This is a genomic window from Streptomyces sp. M41(2017) (genome assembly GCF_002078175.1).
Taxonomy (GTDB): Bacteria; Actinomycetota; Actinomycetes; order Streptomycetales; family Streptomycetaceae; genus Streptomyces.
Map to the genome: position 1 here is coordinate 5,691,201 of NZ_MWFK01000001.1, position 17,345 is coordinate 5,708,545.

Sequence of the window (17,345 nt, forward strand, 5' to 3'; positions counted from 1 at the left end):
GAGGTCCTGCTCGGGAGGTGGGTGGGGTGACGGGGCGGCCGGCGGCTGGTGGGCCGGTCAGGTCCGGTGGCGGGGTGAGGGCGCGCCGCCCGTGAGTCTCCGGAGCAGGCACGGGCCGGTCGCCACGGGTGGCCAGCGCCAGGACGGCCGGTCAGCGCAGGTGGCGCGCCAGAGCCCGTGGCGTGGGTCGATCGAACACCGCTCGTACCGCGAGACGTGGTGCGCGGGCGAGGGCGCGCAGACGTGCCGCGAGGCGCAGTGCTCGCAGGGAGTTGCCGCCGAGCGCGAAGAAGTCGTCGTCAGGACCCACGTGTTCGACGTCGAGGATCTCGGCGAACAGGGTCTGTACGGCCTCCACGGGACCTTCCTCACCGGGAACCGGCCGGCCCGTGAACGCGGCGAGTACCTCACGCAGCCGTGCCATGGTGCGCTCGGCAGTTCCGCGGTCGAACAGGTCGGCCCGGTAGCTCAGTTGGAGGTAGAGACGCTCGTCGGGCACGCCCATGAGGCTCATCGGGTAGTGGTAGGCGTCGCGGCCTTCGAGACCGGAGACACGGACGCGTCCCGCCCTGATCTCGCCGGAGTCGGCGGGGTAGTTCTCGAAGACAGTAGAGGTGTCGAAGAGCGCTCCGTGGCCCGCCAGTTCCTGGATGCGGGGCAGGCCGAGATGGTGATGGGGCGCCAGAGCGGACTGCTCGTCCTGGAGGCGGGTGAGGAACGCGGCCGGTGACCCTCCGTCCTTCTCGCGCACCTGTACCCGCACCGGCACGGTCGTGATGAGAAGTCCGACGCCGTTCTCCACACTTGGCAACTCCGCGGGGCGGAGGGCGACCGTGGCGCCGAAGACGACGTCGTGCCGCCCGGTCGCCTCGGCAAGCACCTGCGCCCAGGCCCCCTGCATCACGGTGTTGAGGGTGACGCCGCTTGCCCGCGCCAGCTCGGTCAGCTCCGCCGTCTCCGGCTCGGTCAGCTCCGCCGTGATCCGTTCGGGGAGCAGCGGTGTGCCCGCCCGCGCGGCTTCCGGCGCCAGGAGCGTGGGTCCGTCGAGCCCGCCGAGTGCCTCCCGCCACGCCTTCTCGGCGGTGTCCTGGTCCTGGCGGGCGTGCCAGGCGAGGTGGTCCCGGACGGTGGGACCGGGCAGGGGCCTCGGCAGACGGTCGGCGTGGTCCTCGCGTGCCGTGTAGAGGGCGAAGAGGTCGCGCAGCAGGATCGGCATCGACCAGCCGTCCAACAGGATGTGATGTGCCGTCAGTAGAAGCGTGTGATGGTCGTCCGTCTCCCGGACGAGCGTGAACCGGGCGAGGGAAGGTGCGTCCACGGGAAGCCGGCGCAGCCTGTCCGCGGCCAGGATGTCCGTACGGCGGATCCGCCGCGCTTCCTCGTCCGGCCCGCTCAGGTCGTGCTCGGTCCAGGACGCCTCGACGTCCCTCAACACGGTCTGGACCGGAGTGCCGGAGGACAGGGTGCCGAAGGTCGTGCGCAGCGGGGCGTGCCGGTCGACCAGGTCCTGGCAGGCCGCGCGCAGGGCGGACGAGGAGAGTGGTCCGTCGAATCCGAGGGAGAGCTGGACGTTGTAGACGTCGGCCGTGTCCTCGTCGTACAGGGCGTGGAACAACAGCCCTTCCTGGAGCGGGGACAGAGGCAGGACGTCGGTCAGGGTCTGACGCGACCAGCGAGCTTCGAGCGCGTCGAGTTCGTCCTGGTCCAGTCGCTCACCGGCGATGGCAACGACTCCGAGGTCGGAGGGCGTGTGCCCGCCGGAGTTGCGGGTGGTCGCCTGGGTGACGAGCGCGTGCAGGGCCCGGAACCAGGTGTCGGCGAGCTCGCGTATCCGGTCCTGGTCGAACAGGGCGGATGGCCATGACCAGTTGGCGACCAGACGGGGTCCGTCGGGGCGGTCCTCGGTCGCGGCGTTGAGGTCCACCGCGTGCGGCAGCGGCATCGCCGGGTCGGCCGGTGCGGTCACGGCGTCGGTCTCGCCGGCCGTCTCCCAGTCGCCCGACTGCCCGGCCCCGAACCGGCCCAGATAGTTGAAGCCGATCTGGGGAGTGCGGAGCGCCGCGAGGACCGGACCGGTATCGGCGTTGAGGTGACGCAGGAGGCCGTATCCGATCCCGTGGTCCGGCAGGGCACGCAGCTGTTCCTTGACGGTCTTCACGGCCCGTCCGAGCTGGGCGCCGCCTGCCCACACGTCCGCCCAGTCCGTGGCCCCGGCGTCCAGGCGCACGGGATACAGGCTGGTGAACCAGCCCACAGTGCGGGAGAGGTCGATGCCGGGGGTGAGTTCCTCACGGCCGTGGCCCTCCAGGTCGACGAGGACCGATGTGGTCGCCGCCGGATCGCGCCAGTGCGCCACGGCCAGCGCGAGCGCCGTGAGCAGGATGTCGTCGACGCCGGCGTGAAAGGCCTCGGGCACGGTTGTCAGCAGGGCGGCCGTCTGTTCGGCGGGGAGCGTCAGCGTCAGGTCCCGGCGGGTGGCATAGATGTCGCGGTTCGCGTCGAGCGGGCGGTGGGAGATGGGCGGGTCGTCGGGTTCCGACACGGCCTGCCACACCGGGAGTTCGGCGGTTCGTGTCGGTTCGTGGGCGGCTTCGGACAGCACCCGGGACCAGGTGCGCAGCGAGGTCGGCACCGGGTCGAGTGCGGCGTCAGGAGAGGTGCCGTCGGCCGCGGCTCGCCAGGCCGCCGCGAGGTCGGGCAGCAGGATGCGCCAGGAGACGCCGTCCACGGCGAGGTGATGCACCATCAGGAGCAGGCGACCCGGCTCTGTTTCACCACGGTCGAACCAGACGGCCCGCAAGACACGGCCCTGCCAGGGGTCCAGAGTGCCCCGGGCCACCTCCGACTGCTCCGTCACGGCGTCCCGAAGGGCGTCGTCCCTCCCGACGGAGCGGCGCGTGAGGCAGTCGGCGGCTCGCACGCCCCCACGGGCCGAAACCTCCACCGTCCAGCGGTCGTCGTCGCCGCTCAGCCGCAGACGCAGCGCGTCGTGCCGGTCGATGACCGCCTGGAGCGCGGCGACCAGGTCCTCCTCGCGCAGCGCGGCCGGCACCTGTACGACTGTGGACTGATGGAAGCCCGAGACGGGGCCGTCCTGTTCGCGCAGCCAATGTGCGATCGGAGTGAGGAGCACAGGACCGGTGCCCGCGTCGTCGGTCCCGGCGGCCGGTGCGGTCTCGGCCGGGGCGGCGACGAGCGCGAGGGCGGCCACCGTCCGATGCGTGAACACGTCTCTCGGGGTGATCACCACGCCTGCCTTGCGGGCCCGGGCGACGAGTTGGATGGACAGGATCGAGTCGCCGCCCAGCTCGAAGAAGCCGTCGTCCGGACCGACCCCCGGCACACCGAGCACCTCGGCGAAGAGCCCGCAGAGCACTTCCTCCACCGGGCCCTCGGGCTCACGCCCGCCGGAGGCGGTGAACGCGGGCGCGGGCAGTGCCTTACGGTCCAACTTCCCACTGAGCGACAGGGGCAGCCGCTCCAGCGGGACGAACGCCTGCGGAACCATGTGCTCGGGGAGCCTTGCGGCGCAGTGGGCCCGCAGCTCGGCGCCGTCGCAGCCCAGGGGGTGCTCCGAGCGTCGCGAGCCCGCCGGAACGACGTACGCCACCAGACGCTTCACGCCCGGCTGGTCCTCCCGGACCACGACCGCCTGGGACTGCACGGCCGGGTGGCCGGCCAGCACGGACTCGATCTCGCCGAGCTCGATGCGGAAGCCGCGGATCTTGACCTGGTCGTCGGCGCGCCGCAGATAGAGCAGTTCACCGTCCTCGGTCCAGCGCACGATGTCGCCCGTCCGGTACATCCGTGACCCGGGCGGCCCGAACGGGTCTGCGACGAAGCGTTCGGCCGTCAACTCGCGGCGTCCGTGGTAGCCGTGGGCGAGCTGGACGCCCGACAGGTACAACTCGCCGGGGGCGCCCGGGTGTGCGTGCCGCAGGCCCGCGTCGAGGACGTACACGCGGGTGTTGTCGACGGGCCGGCCGATGGGCACCGACGCCGTCCGCAGCCCGGGCGCGCTGCGCCGGTGCGTGACGTCGACGGAGGCCTCGGTGGGCCCGTACAGGTTGTGCAGTTCGGTGCCCGCGGCGTCGAAGACGGTGTGGAAGCGGTCGGCGAGCGCGGCGGGCAGTGCCTCACCGCTGCAGATCACCCGCCGCAGGCTCGTGCATCGGGCCGCCTCGGGCGTGTGCAGGAACGACTCCAGCATGGACGGCACGAAGTGCAGGGTGGTGACATCTTGACGCTGTATCAGGTCGGCGAGATACGCCGGGTCCTTGTGGCCCTCGGGCCGGGCCACGACCAGCGTGGCCCCGGTGATCAGCGGCCAGAAGAACTCCCACACCGACACGTCGAAACTGGACGGGGTCTTCTGGAGGACTCGGTCGGCCCCCGTCAGGCCGTACGCGGACTGCATCCACAGCAGGCGGTTGACGATCCCCTCGTGCGGGACGAGCACGCCCTTCGGCCGGCCGGTGGAACCCGACGTGTAGATCATGTAGGCGGGGGAGCCGGGTGCCACCCGCGGCAGTACCCCTGCGGCTCCCGTCGCCTCGGCCTCCTCCGCTTCCTCGACCAGGGCGTCGTGGACGTCCGGGGTGACGACGAGTGCCGGGGCCGCGTCGTCGAGCATGTACCGCACCCGGTCCTCCGGATAGTCCGGGTCGACCGGCAGGTAGGCCGCGCCTGCCTTGTGCACGGCGTACAGCGTGACGATCAAGTCCAGAGAGCGCGGCAGGGTGACCGCGACGACCCGCCCGGGGCCCGCGCCACGGGCCCGCAGCGCGTGGGCCAACCGGGCTGCCCGGGTGTCGAGTTCGGCGTACGTGAGCGTCTCGTCCTCGAAGACCACGGCGGTCGCCTCCGGCGTGCGAGCGGCCTGCTCGGCGAACAGCTCCGGGAGCGTGCTGGCGGGAAGGGAGACGGCAGGCCCTGTCCCGGCGGTCACAAGCCCCGCGTGTTCGCTCGCGTCCAGCGCGTCGACCCGGCCGCAGGGCAGCTCGGGGGTGGCGACCAGGGCTCCGAGGAGGCGTTCGAGACCCCGGGCCAGTCCCTCGACCGTCGGCCGGTCGAGGACGTCGTCACGATGGCTCAGATCGAGCCGCAGCCGGCGTCCGGGAACGGCGACCAGGCTGAGCGGGTAGTGCATCGTGCCCGTGGTGGCCGTGTCCTCCAGGATTGCCACGCGCAGTCCGCCGAAGGCCCGGTTCACGGACGCGTCGTCGAACGGCGCGTTCTCGAACACCACGGCCGTGTCGAAGAGATCGCCGAGTCCGGCCAGCCGCTGGACGGCGGCGAGGCCGAGGTGGTGGTGCGCGAGCAGCGCGGACTGCTCCTCCTGGACGCGAGCCAGCAGCCGATCCAGCGGTTCGGCCGCGTCGAGACGCACCCGCACCGGAACGGTGTTGATGAACAGGCCCACCGTCTCCTCCACGCCGGGCACCTCCGGCGGCCGTCCCGCGACGGTCGCCCCGAACACGACGTCCTGTCGGCCGGTGACGCGGGCCAGCAGCAGGGCCCAGGCCACCTGGACGAGCGTGTTGGCCGTGAGTCCCCGGGCGCGGGCGAACCGGCCCAGCTCCGTGGTCAGTTCCTCCGACAGGTGGGTCACCACCCGGGATGGGAAGACCGCTCGGTGCGGCGTCCCGCCCGGCGTCACCAGCGTGGGCTCGTCCAGGTCGTCCAGCGCGGCCCGCCAGGCGCCTTCCGCGGCCGTCACGTCCTGGCCGGCCAGCCAGGCGAGATGACGGCGGAAGGAGGGCGCCGGAGCCAGACCCGCAGCGCCGTCCCCTCGCCCGAACCGCTCGTACAGCTCGAACAGATCACGCAGGACAAGCGGCAACGACCAGCCGTCCCACAGAATGTGATGATTCGTCAGCAGAAGCACGTGGCGTTCGGCGGTCATGCGCAGCAGGCGGAACCGTACGAGGGGAGGAGTCGCCAGGTTGAAGCGCTGCTCCCGGTCCTCGGCTGTGATCCGGTCGAGCGCCGGCCCCTGTTCCGCCTCCGGGAGGCCGCTCAGATCCTCCTCGGCCCACGGTGTGTCGACGGTACGCGGCACGATCTGGACGGCCTGGCCGCTGCCGCGCTGGAGGAATCCGGCCCGCAGCGCGGGATGCCGGTCCAGCAGAGCGCCGCACGCCGTCCGCAGCGCGGTGGTGTCGAGTGGCCCGCTCAGCTCCAGCGAGGTCTGGACGGTGTAGACATCGCTGCCCTCGCTGTCGTAGAGCGCGTGGAAGAGCATGCCCTCCTGGAGGGGCGTCAGCGGCAGGATGTCGAGGTCGGGTCGCTTGCCGGCCGCGGCCGGCTTGGTCGTGGTCGGTGTCGCGTTCACTGGGCGGACTCCCATTCGGCCACCAGCTCGTCGAGTTCGAGGTCGGGCAGGGTCATCGAGGGCAGGTCCGGCTCCCCGGCCCCCTCGGTGGACTCCGGTCCCAGGTCGGACGCCGTCTCGGCGAGGGCGGCCGGGGTGTGGAGGGTGAAGACGTCACGGGCGGTCAGGACGAGTCCCTCCCGGCGGGCCCGGGCGACCAGCCGGACGGACACGATCGAGTCGCCCCCGAGGGCGAAGAAGCTGTCGTCGGGGCCGACCCCCTCGATGCCGAGGACCTCTCCGAAAAGGGCGCACAGCAGTTCCTCCCGAGGAGTGGCGGGCAGACGTCCGTCACCGGCCGCGGTGAACTCCGGTGCGGGCAGGGCCCGTCGGTCGATCTTGCCGTTGCGGGTCAGCGGGAGCGCGGCCAGCGGCACGAACGCGGCCGGCATCTGGTAGTCGGCGAGCAACGGAGCCAGGTGGGCGCGGAGTTCGGCCGCGGTGGGCGACTCGCCCCCGGCGGGCGGTACGACGTAGGCGGCAAGCCGTTTGACGCCGGGAGTGTCCTCGCGGGCGAGGACGCAGCACTGGGCCACCGCCGGATGCCGGACGAGCGCGGCCTCGATCTCACCGGGCTCGACGCGGAACCCGCGGATCTTGATCTGGTCGTCGGCACGGCCGAGGAACACCAGCTCGCCCTCGCCGTTCCAGCGGACCAGGTCGCCGGTGCGGTACATGCGCTCGCCGGGCGCGCCGAACGGGTCGGCGACGAAGCGCTCGGCCGTGGCCCGCGCCCGGTTCAGATACCCGCGCGCAAGTCCCGCTCCGGACAGATGCAGTTCACCCGCGACACCGACGGGCACCGGACGCAGCGCGCTGTCGAGGACGTACGCGCGCATACCGTCCAGGGGGCGGCCCACCGGGACGGTGCCCGGGATCTCGTCCCCGGGGCGCATGCGGTGCCGGGCGGCGAAGACGGTGGTCTCGGTCGGGCCGTAGCCGTCCACGACGGTCAGTCCCGGGCTGGCGGCCATGACCCGGCGGACAGCCTGGCCGGGGACGACGTCGCCGCCCGCCCACACCTCCCGCAACCCGGCGAACGACTGTGGCGACTCCTCTGCGAGGAGACGGAACAGGCCGGCGGTCAGCCAGACGGCGGTCACACCGTGCTCGGCCACCAGCCTCTCCAGCGCGGGACCGTCCAGCTCGGCAGGAGGCGCGAGAACGACCTGCCCGCCGCTCAGCAGCGGCACCCACATCTCGTACGTCGCCGCGTCGAAGGCCTGGGTGGAGTGCTGGAGCACCGACCGGTGCGCCGCTGAGGCGAACGCGCTGTCGCCGGCCAGGTCGAGAACCGCACGGTGGGTGACCCCGACGCCCTTCGGCTCGCCCGTCGAACCGGACGTGAACAGGACGTACGCGAGCTGGTCGGGCCGGATGTCGGGCAGCGGGCCGACCGGGGAGGTGAGGTCGGGGAGCGGTTCGTCCACGACGAGAAGCTGCTCGGGGTCCAGTGCCCGCGCGGCCTCGTGGGAGGCACGGTCGGTCAGCAGGATCCGGGCCTGCGAACCCTTCGTCATGGCGCGCAGCCGGTCGGCGGGGGAGCGCGGATCGAGCGGCATGTAGGCGCCGCCCGCCTTGAGGACCGCCAGCAGAGTGACGATCAACTCGGGCGAGCGTTCCTGGAGAACGGCCACCGGCTCCTCGGGCCGTACCCCCAGTGCCAGCAGCCGATGCGCCAACCGGACGCTACGGTCATCGAGGTCGGCGTAGGTCAGTGGGCCGCCGCAACCCGTGAGGGCGACGGCGTCCGGAATGCGCGCCACCTGCTCGGCGATCCGCCGGGGGAGTGAGGAGCCGCAGGAAGGGGCGTCGGCGGCGTTGAACTCCTCAAGGACACGCGCCCGTTCCGGTGCCGACAGCAGGTGCACCGTGGCGAGCGAGGCGTCGGGTGCCGAGGCGAAGGCGTCGAGGAAGCGGGCGACCCGCTCGGCGACGGCCAGAGCCCCGGAGCGGTCCACGAGGTCGGGCCGGTGGGCGAGCCGCAGGGTCAGCTCCGCACCCGGTTCGGCGATCAGGGTCAGCGCGTAATGGGTGGCGCCGTAACTGCCGGCCGGTGTGACGGTCAGGCCCGAGGCCGTGGCGCCGGCGAGGGCTCCGGTGGTGCCGGAGTGGTTCTCGAAGACCGTGGACGTGTCGAAGAGCCGGTCGAGACCGGTGGACCTGCGGATGTCGGCGAGGCCCAGGTGATGATGCGCGGACAGGGCCGCCTGCTCGTCCTGGACGCGCGCCGAGAGGCTCTCCAGCGGTTCCGCCGGATCCAGCCGCACCCGTACCGGCACGGTGTTGATGAGCAGACCTGCCAGCTCGTCCGCGCCGGGCAGGTCGGCGGGGCGCACCGACACGGTCGTCCCGAAGAGCACGTCGTCACGGCCGGTGAGCTGGGCCAGCGTCACCGCCCAGGCTGTCTGGACCACGCTGTTCAGCGTCAGCGAGCGGGACCGTGCCGCCGTGGCCACGGCCGCGGTGCGGGCCGGGCCGAGCGTCACCCGGACTTCCTCGGGGAGGACCGGGGGCCGGTCGGGCCCGGCGTCCGGCACCAGCAGCGTCGGTTCGTCGACACCCGCCAGAGCCGTGGTCCACGCCTCCGTCGCGGCCGGCGCGTCCTGTGCGGCGAGCCAGGCCGCGTACTCCCGGAGCGTGACACCCGAGGTCGTGTCGGCCACCGCGATGCCGGCGGCGAGCGATCCGCCGCACAACGCCTCGTAGACGCCGAGGAGATCGTCCATGACCAGGGCGAGTGACGCGCCGTCCAGGACGATGTGGTGACCGGTGAAGACGAGGACGTGCCGCTCGGCGGACAACCGCACCAGCAGGAACCGGACGAGGGGAGCGTCCTCCATGGCGAAGGGGCGGGCACGGTCGGCCGCCAACTCGGCCTCAACGCGCTGCTGTTGGACCTCCTCGGGCAGCCCGGTCAGATCGCACTCGTCCCAGGGCGCGGCGGACGCGTCGGTGATCACCTGGACGGGCCGGCCGGACGCGGTCCGGGTGAAGGCGGCCCGCAGACAGCCGTGATGAGCGAGAACGGTGTCACAGGCGGCCCTCAGCAGCTCCGTCCGCAGGGGGCCCGCCAGCTCGTAAGCGGACTGCGCGACGTACGGGTCGACGGAAGAGCCCTGCGTGCCGCCATCACCGTCCGAGTCGCTGTCACCGTTGCTGTCGTACTGCGCGTGGAAGAGCATGCCCTCCTGGAGCGGGCTGAGTGGCAGTACGTCGCTGTGGCCGGGATGGGCGGCAACGAGGGCAGCGGTGTCGGCGAGGTCCAGCTCCGGCAGAGGGTGCTCGGCGCGGACGGGGCGCTGCTCGGTGGGCTCGGCGACGCGAGCGACCTCGGCGAGGGCGGCGACGGTCTTGAGCTGGAACACGTCCCGGGGCCGCACGATCACGGAGGCCTCCCGAGCCCGTGCCGCGAGACGCACGGCCAGCGGTGAGTCGCCGCCGAGGGCGAAGAAGCTGTCGTCGATGCCGACGCTCTCCGCGCCGAGAAGCTCGGCGTACAGAGCGCACAGGGTCTCCTCGACGGTGGTGCGCGGGGCCCGGCTGTCCGCGGCCGCCGTGATCTCCGGCGCGGGCAGGGCGTTCCGGTCGAGCTTGCCGTTGTGGGTGAGGGGCAGAGCGTCCAGCGCGACGAAGGCCGCCGGAACCATGTACTCCGGCAGGGCCGCACCGAGGTGTTCCCGCAAGGCGCCCGCCTCCGGTGCGAGGTGGCCCGGTGCCGTGACGACGTAGGCGATGAGCCGGCGGACCGACGAGCCGTCCTCGCGCACCACGACACCGCACTGGGCGACGGCCGGATGCGTGGCGAGCACCGACTCGATCTCACCGGTCTCGATCCGGAACCCGCGCAGCTTGACCTGCGTGTCGGCGCGTCCCGCATAGCGCAGGAGCCCGTCCTGGCCGCGACGGGCCAGGTCGCCGGTGCGGTACATGCGCTCGCCGGGTGCGCCGAAGGGGTCGGCGACGAACCGTTCCCCGGTGAGCGCGGCCCGGCCGAGATAGCCCCGGGCCACCCCGGCACCCGCCAGGAAGAGTTCGCCGGTCGCTCCCTCCGCGACCGGGCGCAGCGCGCTGTCGAGGACGTAGGCGCGCAGGTTGTCGACGGTGCGGCCGATCACCGGGGCGTCCGCGGCCCGCAGATCGCAGTACATCGAGTCGACGGTGCACTCGGTCGGCCCGTACACGTTGCGGGCGGTGAGGCCCGGGGTGGCCCGCAGTTCGGCCCACAGATCGTCGGGGACGGCCTCGCCGCCGAGGACCAGGACCCGGGGACGGTGCCCGCCGTCGAGCAGCCCGGCGGAGAGCAGCTGGCGGGCATGCGTGGGGGTGGTGTCGAGGAGGTCGACGGCGTGTCGGTCGGCATGGGCGGCGAGTGCTCCGGCGTCCCTGCGCGTCGCGTCGTCGATGACATGCAGTTCGTGCCCGGCGACCAGCCAGAGCAGGGCCGTCCAGGAGGCGTCGAAGACGAATGCGTTGGTCAGCGCCACTCGGAACCGTTCGCCGCCCGCCTCGGCGACGGCCGGTTCGATGAAGACGCGCCGGTGATGCTCGTAGAGGTTGCTCAGGCTGTGGTGCTCGACGGCGACACCCTTGGGGCGGCCGGTGGAGCCGGAGGTGTAGATGACGTACGCGAGATGGGCTGGAAGCAGCGGCCCCGTGCGGTCGGCGTCGGCCGGATCGCTGTCGGGCAGCCCTGGGAGACCGAGCCCGGCATCCTCCAGAAGCAGCACCTGGGTGGCGTGCGCCGGGGGCAGACTGTCGGCGAGGGCCGCGGTGGTCAGGACGAGGACCGGGTCCGCCTCCGCGAGAACCTGCGCGGTACGTTCGGCCGGATGCTCGGGGTCGATCGGCACGTAGGCCGCACCGGCCTTCAGTACACCGAGCATGGCGACGACCGTGTCGGCAGAGCGGGGCAGGGCGAGCGCGACGCACCGTTCCGGCCCCGCGCCGAGGCCGGTCAGCAGATGCGCCAACTGGTTGGCCTGAGTGTTGAGTTGACGGAACGTCATGGAGCGGCTCGGGTCGACCAAGGCGATGGCGTCGGGGGTACGGGCCGCCTGGGCTGCGAACACGTCGGTGACGGTGGCCGGGCCGACCGGACGGGCCGGCGGACCCGCCGCGGCCAAGGCGGCGTCGATCTCGGGCGGGGTGAGGGTGTCCAGCCGCCCCAGCGGCAGACTGCCGTCGGCCGAGGCCATCGCCGTCAGGAGAGCGATGAACCGTTCCTGGATCAGGGCCAGTTCACCGGACTCGTAGAGCGCGGGGTTCGCGTCGAAGGAGAACTGCAGACCGCTGCCGTCGGAGCGTTCGTAGACGGCGAGCGACAGGTCGCCGACGGGGCCGTTCGACACGTTGTGAACGGTGATCGGATGTCCGGCGAACGTGACGTCGAAATCGAACGGCATGATGTTGACCATCGGGCCGAAAAGATGGCGCCCCTCGTCCAGGAGACGCAGATCCCGGCGCAGGTCTCCGTACGGATAGCGTTGATGCCGCAACAGATTCCTGAGTTCCACAGCGACATTCCGCACGAGTTCCCCGACCGTCGTTTCCGGGGAAACACTGACGCGCAGGGGGAGTTCGTTCGACACCATTCCCGGGATCTTCCGGGCGTTCGCCCCGTGCCGCGCACTGACCGGAATTCCGAGCGTGATGTCACGTATTCCGGTGACACGGTGGAGATGAGCGGCGACCGCCGCGACGATCATCGCGGACCAGGTGGTGCGGGACGCCCGGGCGGTGGACCGGAGGTCGTCCAGTACATCGGGGGAGAGGGTAGCGGTGCGGCGCAGGAAGGTGTCCGACGGCGGGGCGGCCCGGCCCGACCCCGCGAACGTCGCGGTCTCCTCGGGCCGGCGGGCGAACCGCTCGCCCCAGTGGGCGCGGTCCTTCGCGTACTGCTCCGACGAACGGTACGCGGCCTCGTCCTCCAGCAGGGTCTCCAGCGGGAGGAAGGCCCCCTCGCTCGTGCTCTCCCCGGCGGCCAGAGCGGTGTAGACCCGCGCGACCCGCGCCGTCAGGGTGGCGGCCCCGAACGCGTCCACGACCACGTGGTGGTAGCGCTGGTGCCAGAAGTACCGGTCGTCGCCCAGCCGAATCAGGGCGTACGAGTACAGCTCGCCGTCCGCCAGGTCCACCGGCCGGGCCATCTGCCCGCTGATGTACGCGCGCGCCGCAGCCTCCGGATCGCGTTCGCCGGTGACGTCGATCGTGCTCAGCCGGGGCGCGGCCGGAGCGCCGAGCACCTGGCGCGGTCCGTCCGCCTCCTCGGTCGGCCGGATGTGCAACGTCCCGGCCTCACGCACCACTTGGTCCAAGGCGCTCTCGAAGAGCCCCGCGTCGACCGGGCCGTGGATCTCCACGAATTCGCCGACGTTGTAGACGGGGGAATTCGGATTCAGCTGATGGGCGAACCAGACCCCACTCTGGGCCGCCGTCAATGGCAGCGAAGTGTGCTGGACAGCAGACATGACTCCACCTCGGTCGGTACTACGGCGGTCGGGAGAACGCGGAAAACCGTGAACGTGCCGTGTCGCAAGAGGCGTTCCGCAGGGAGCGGACGCGTACTCGATGATTTCCGCTCGGCGTATTCCGCTCAAGTCACGGGATGGCGTTACACCTTGGCGGCGAAATACGCCGCGAGGTCGTCGGCAGACCACGCAGAGGCGGAAAGGCCGCAGGTCGAACTGCTTGCCCGGGTCACGGGGCGGGTGCCAGGCATGCCCCATGTCCCGTCGGTCAGCGGGCGCTTGAGCTTGGTTGGTCACCGGCCTGGGACCGAGGGGCGACCCCACATCGGTGGCGTGGTTCAACCCGCACACCGGGCGGCTGCCTCCATCCCCTCCGGATAGGAGGTGATGCGTTGCAGGAGGGTCCGCTGCGCGTCCCTCTCGTCCGAGTGTCGCCTGTTCCCACTGCGCCACCGCGGATACGCTGGCAGCTCCCCACCGACCGGCCTCCGATTCGGCCTCGGGCCTCCAAGATCCGTGGAGCAGACGCATGAGCGATGTGAGTGCCGGCACCGGCAAAGTGGTCGTGAACAGGGCGATGTCGCTGGACGGCTTCATCGCCGGGCGTGGCAACGCGATGGACTGGGTCGGCGAGTACGTGCCTGCGGACGCGTTCCCGGAGGTCATGGCGGCCACGGGCGCCATGCTCGTCGGCCGGGGCACGTACGAGGTCGCCAAGCGAATGGCCCACGAGGGTGCCGCTTACGACGGGGGACCGCAGTTCGTCCTCACGCACCGGCCTCCCGACGAGCCGGACCCCACCGTCACATTCCTCACCTGCGGACTTGAGGAAGCCGTCGCCACGGCCCGCGGCGCAGCGGGCGGCAAGAACCTGGAGATCCTCGGTGCCGACGTGGCGGCCCAGTGCCTGCAGCACGGGCTCGTCGACGAGATCCTCGTGTACGTCGTACCGGTGCTCCTCGGCGACGGAGTCCGCTTCTCACCCCCGAGCCTCGACAGGATCGACCTGGAGCCTTTCGACAACACCCAGTCCGGTGCCATCACGATGCTCCGCTTCCGGGTGCGAAAGTAGGAGCGGTTCTCCGACGGGCACTGCGGTGACCAAGAACCCTCGCGGACCGGTCAAGTCCACCGACCGGCCACTTGATTCGGCAGCCTCGCGATCCGCTTCGAGGCCGGCGTCGTGATCGCCGCACTGAGCTCGCGACACGATCACGCAGCTCGGTCTCAGCAGTCCCGCTGTGCGGGCGCGTGGGAGCGTGGCCGTGGATCTTGGGCGGCGGCTTCGGGCTCTTCGGAAAGGGCATTGCACGACGGTCCCGTCAAGCTTCAGGCCGTTCCCTCCAGTGCTCGTTCCAGGCTGAGCCCCTTCTCGGTCCACATGCTGTCTACCTTCACCGCCACGCCCCGGAGCTCCCGGATTCCGCACGCCCAGTAGGCCACCGGCTCTTTCGCTTCGTAGAGCGTCCAGACGGCGATCACCACGTCCTCGCGGTGCGGATGGGTCCAGCGGTCGGTGCAGACGGTCAGATTCTGGCTGGTGAGGTCTGTGGCAACTCGCTTCCACCCGCGCTCTTCTGCGTACGCTGCTGCAGTCCTGCGGTCACGGATCTGTGAGTCGGACCAGGGCATGGAGTCTCCTCGAAAGTCGTGGCAGGCCAAAGTATCCGGATCCGAGCATGTGAGGCGGCTGGTCCAGCAGACTGGCAATTGCGGTCAGGGCGGGCAGCTTTCCAGGCGATTCGAGCAGGTCGGGTTCCGGAGAGACACCGGTAGTGGAGTGCCCGTAGTGGGGCGCTCCCCCTGGATGTGGCCGGACGACGAGGGGAACCTCCGACCGTACGAGAAGGCCTGAGACCGGCTCGCCGAATACGCCGTCCACGGAGCCCGGGCACACCGGCTGATCGGCCGGGCCCGGGCGACGCTGAACCCGTCCTGAGCAACCAGCCACATGTCGCCAGGCGTTGGAGTGCTCTGATCCGGAAGGTTCGCCGGGGCCGAGAGCGGCGAGGGAGCGGATCGAGGCAGCCCGTTCGAGAGGCATGCGAAGATCGCGGCCGTGACATCAAGCTGCATGTCTTCGACGGCGAACACTCGTTGACGTTGGACGTCGGTGACCTGGCCGCCGATGCCGCGGTAGCCGAAGCGGGGCACGAGTCGAACGGGTACTTCTGGGAAAGGCATCGTGCGGATCGCCTGGCCTGACATCGCCGAACGCCACGACTGCGGCAGCGGGGCTCGCATGTTCTGCGCGGTGGGGAGTCCGAGTGACCTGGTGCCACTCAAGGTGGCTGTTGCGTCAGTCATGACGAGCCCCGAGGCAGTCCGAGACCTCATCGCCCGGGCGGACACTTGGAGTTCGAGTTCGACGACTAGCTCCCACCGGACAGGAACACCGGCACGGACACCGCTTCGGCCAGACTGCTGAGAGAAGGGGCGGCCGCCCCAGCGGATGCCCCTTCTCGTCGCGGATACGAGCACGCTCGCAACCTAGCCGCGCTTCGGCCAGACAGGCTCCTGATCGGTCCAGATGACGCCCTTGTTGCGGCAGAGGCAGAAGGGGTGGCCGACGGGGTCCGTGTAGACACGGAAGCCGTAGCCGTCGGGGTCGGTGCAGTCGCGCTGCAGAGTTGCGCCGAGGGCCAGGACGCGGCTGTGTTCGGTCTCCATCGCATCGACCTCGAAGTCGAGGTGGAACTGCTTGGGGTGTTCGCTGTCGGGCCACTGCGGGGCGCGGTAGTCATCCACCTGGATGAAGGCCAGTTCGATCTGGCCGAGCTGGATGCCGGCCCAGTTCTCGTCACTGTCCTCCTTGACGGGGATTCCCGTCACCTCGGAGTAGAAGGCCGCCAGCTTCATCGTGTCCGGGCAGTCGATGATGAAGTCTGTGAGTCGAAGCATGCCGCGATCTTGCCACAGGACTCGACGAGCCGGACCTCTCAGCCGGCGGCGAAACCGGAACGCGGGGTGGGACGGGCGCTTGCGATGTCGATCAGCCGGTCGTAGCCGACGACGCGCACGGTCGGTTGCCCGACCGTGGGAAGACGACACCGCTCAGCGCCTCTCCGGCCGACTCGTGAGGTGCCAACCCCGGCAGTGTGGACAGCGGTAGGCGCGCGTCTCGCGTCGGTTGGGATCGACATTGTCGATACGCCCGAGTGCGAGGAGAGCCGCTATCCGGTCGCGGCTCAGCCCTCTTGGTCAGTAGCTGTCATGAGCGGGCGTTCCGTTCGGCCGGTAGGCGCCGACGACGGTGCCGCTCTTCGTGGTCGAGACACTGACCGGTTCCAGAGCGGTGGGGATCGCTCCGTCGGCGAACAGCCGCTTGCCGGCACCGATGATCACCGGATGGATGGTCAGCCGGTACTCGTCGACCAGACCGTGCCGCATGAGGGTCTGGGCGAGGTCGCCGCTGCCGACGACGGTGATGTTGCCGCCCTCGGTCGCCTTGAGCTTGCGCACGGCATCCACCGTGTCGCCCTTCAGCAGCGTGGAGTTCTGCCACTCCACCGACGTCAGGGTCCGGGACGCCACGTACTTGTGCATGCTGTTCATCCGCTCGGTGAACGGGTTCTCAGGATCGGCGGTGGGCCAGTACGACGCGAAGATCTCGTACGTCTTGCGGCCGAGCAGCATCGCGTCGGAGTGCTCGTACCAGCCGGCGATGGCACCGCCGACCTCGTCGTCGGACACCGGCTTCTGCCAGCCGCCGTGCTCGAAACCGCTCTCGGCGTCCTCGTCCGGGCCACCCGGCGCCTGCATCACGCCGTCCAGCGTCAGGAACGTACAAATGATGATCTGGCGCATGATGCGCTCCCTTCGTCAACGGTATAGACGGCGCGGCCGCCGGAAACTCATCGGCGCAGGCCACCTACGCCCCGTTACGGGAGCCGCTGCACAGCCCGAATGGCGCGTGCGCTCGCTCTGGAATCTTCGCCATCGTGCCCAGGTCTCCGCGTCGGCGCATGGTGCTTCGGGCATTCGGCTCGCGTGTGCATGACCGGGCCCACCTGCTGCCGCGTGTCACCCGTCGCCTGACCGTGCCGAGTGCCGTGCACGTGTCATGGCCCCCAGGTCGGCCAGACGGGTGCCGTGACCGCCGTGCGTGATGATTCCCCTCCGGCAGGGGTACCCGGACCGCATGATCAATGCAGCAGAAACCACTCTGGCCGCGTCCTCCACCGGCGCCCTGTGGCTGATCGTGGCGGGAGTCGTGATCGTCGTGGGGCTCCTGGTCGCGTTCTTCGTCGGCAGCCGACGCTCCGCCCGGCGCCAGATCTCCACGTCGGTGCAGGACCCGGCACAGATGCCGCACGGTACGGCCGACCCCGCACAGCGCGGCGACGGATGGCAGACCCCCGAAGGTGACCCGGAGCAGGGGCACCCGCATCGCTGATGCCGAGATCGGGCCGACCACTGAGCACGCGAGAGGCGGCCCGTCGGGACATGCAGCTGTCGGGACACACGAGGGGCGGCGGGCACATGGTGTGCCCGCCGCCCCA

At 71.0% G+C, this 17,345-nt stretch carries 7 protein-coding genes; 2 read left to right on the forward strand and 5 right to left on the reverse strand.

Annotated features, from left to right (window positions below):
- Positions 1–151: 151 nt before the first annotated feature.
- Positions 152–6,334 carry a non-ribosomal peptide synthetase gene (locus B0675_RS24950; RefSeq protein ID WP_179165362.1) on the reverse strand — a complete coding sequence of 2,061 codons (6,183 nt, stop codon included), beginning with the start codon at positions 6,332–6,334 and terminating at the stop codon, positions 152–154.
- Entirely contained in the window at positions 6,331–12,843 is a 6,513-nt protein-coding gene (locus tag B0675_RS24955) for a non-ribosomal peptide synthetase (protein WP_179165363.1), read from the reverse strand. Before B0675_RS24955 ends, B0675_RS24950 begins: the two co-directional genes overlap by 4 nt.
- Positions 12,844–13,372: 529 nt before the next feature.
- On the opposite strand from B0675_RS24955, the gene B0675_RS24960 reads away from it, so the two are divergent.
- Positions 13,373–13,915: a dihydrofolate reductase family protein gene (locus B0675_RS24960; RefSeq protein WP_081221998.1), complete on the forward strand. Its 543-nt coding sequence runs from the start codon at positions 13,373–13,375 to the stop codon at positions 13,913–13,915.
- 257 nt (positions 13,916–14,172) lie between these two features.
- On the opposite strand, the gene B0675_RS24965 is transcribed toward B0675_RS24960, so the two are convergent.
- The 3 genes from B0675_RS24965 to B0675_RS24980 form a co-directional block, all read right to left on the reverse strand.
- Positions 14,173–14,475 carry a hypothetical protein gene (locus B0675_RS24965; protein ID WP_081221274.1) on the reverse strand — a complete coding sequence of 101 codons (303 nt, stop codon included), beginning with the start codon at positions 14,473–14,475 and terminating at the stop codon, positions 14,173–14,175.
- Between the two features lie 858 nt (positions 14,476–15,333).
- Positions 15,334–15,744, reverse strand: coding sequence for a VOC family protein (locus tag B0675_RS24975; protein WP_081221275.1), 411 nt, complete (start codon positions 15,742–15,744; stop codon positions 15,334–15,336).
- Positions 15,745–16,044: 300 nt separating this feature from the next.
- A complete protein-coding gene (locus B0675_RS24980) occupies positions 16,045–16,650 on the reverse strand; it encodes a dihydrofolate reductase family protein (RefSeq protein WP_081221276.1) in 606 nt (201 codons plus the stop codon).
- 334 nt (positions 16,651–16,984) lie between these two features.
- Between B0675_RS24980 and B0675_RS24985 the strand changes: the two genes are divergently transcribed.
- Positions 16,985–17,239, forward strand: coding sequence for a DUF6479 family protein (locus B0675_RS24985; protein ID WP_143661095.1), 255 nt, complete (start codon positions 16,985–16,987; stop codon positions 17,237–17,239).
- The last annotated feature ends 106 nt before the right edge of the window (positions 17,240–17,345 follow it).

What these genes read in the sequence shown, in the direction of transcription:
- B0675_RS24955 (WP_179165363.1), bottom strand. Translation starts at nt 12,843, where the DNA reads ATGTCTGCTGTCCAGCACACTTCGCTGCCATTGACGGCGGCCCAGAGT.
- B0675_RS24960 (WP_081221998.1), top strand. Translation starts at nt 13,373, where the DNA reads ATGAGCGATGTGAGTGCCGGCACCGGCAAAGTGGTCGTGAACAGGGCG.
- B0675_RS24965 (WP_081221274.1), bottom strand. Translation starts at nt 14,475, where the DNA reads ATGCCCTGGTCCGACTCACAGATCCGTGACCGCAGGACTGCAGCAGCG.
- B0675_RS24975 (WP_081221275.1), bottom strand. Translation starts at nt 15,744, where the DNA reads ATGCTTCGACTCACAGACTTCATCATCGACTGCCCGGACACGATGAAG.
- B0675_RS24980 (WP_081221276.1), bottom strand. Translation starts at nt 16,650, where the DNA reads ATGCGCCAGATCATCATTTGTACGTTCCTGACGCTGGACGGCGTGATG.
- B0675_RS24985 (WP_143661095.1), top strand. Translation starts at nt 16,985, where the DNA reads ATGATCAATGCAGCAGAAACCACTCTGGCCGCGTCCTCCACCGGCGCC.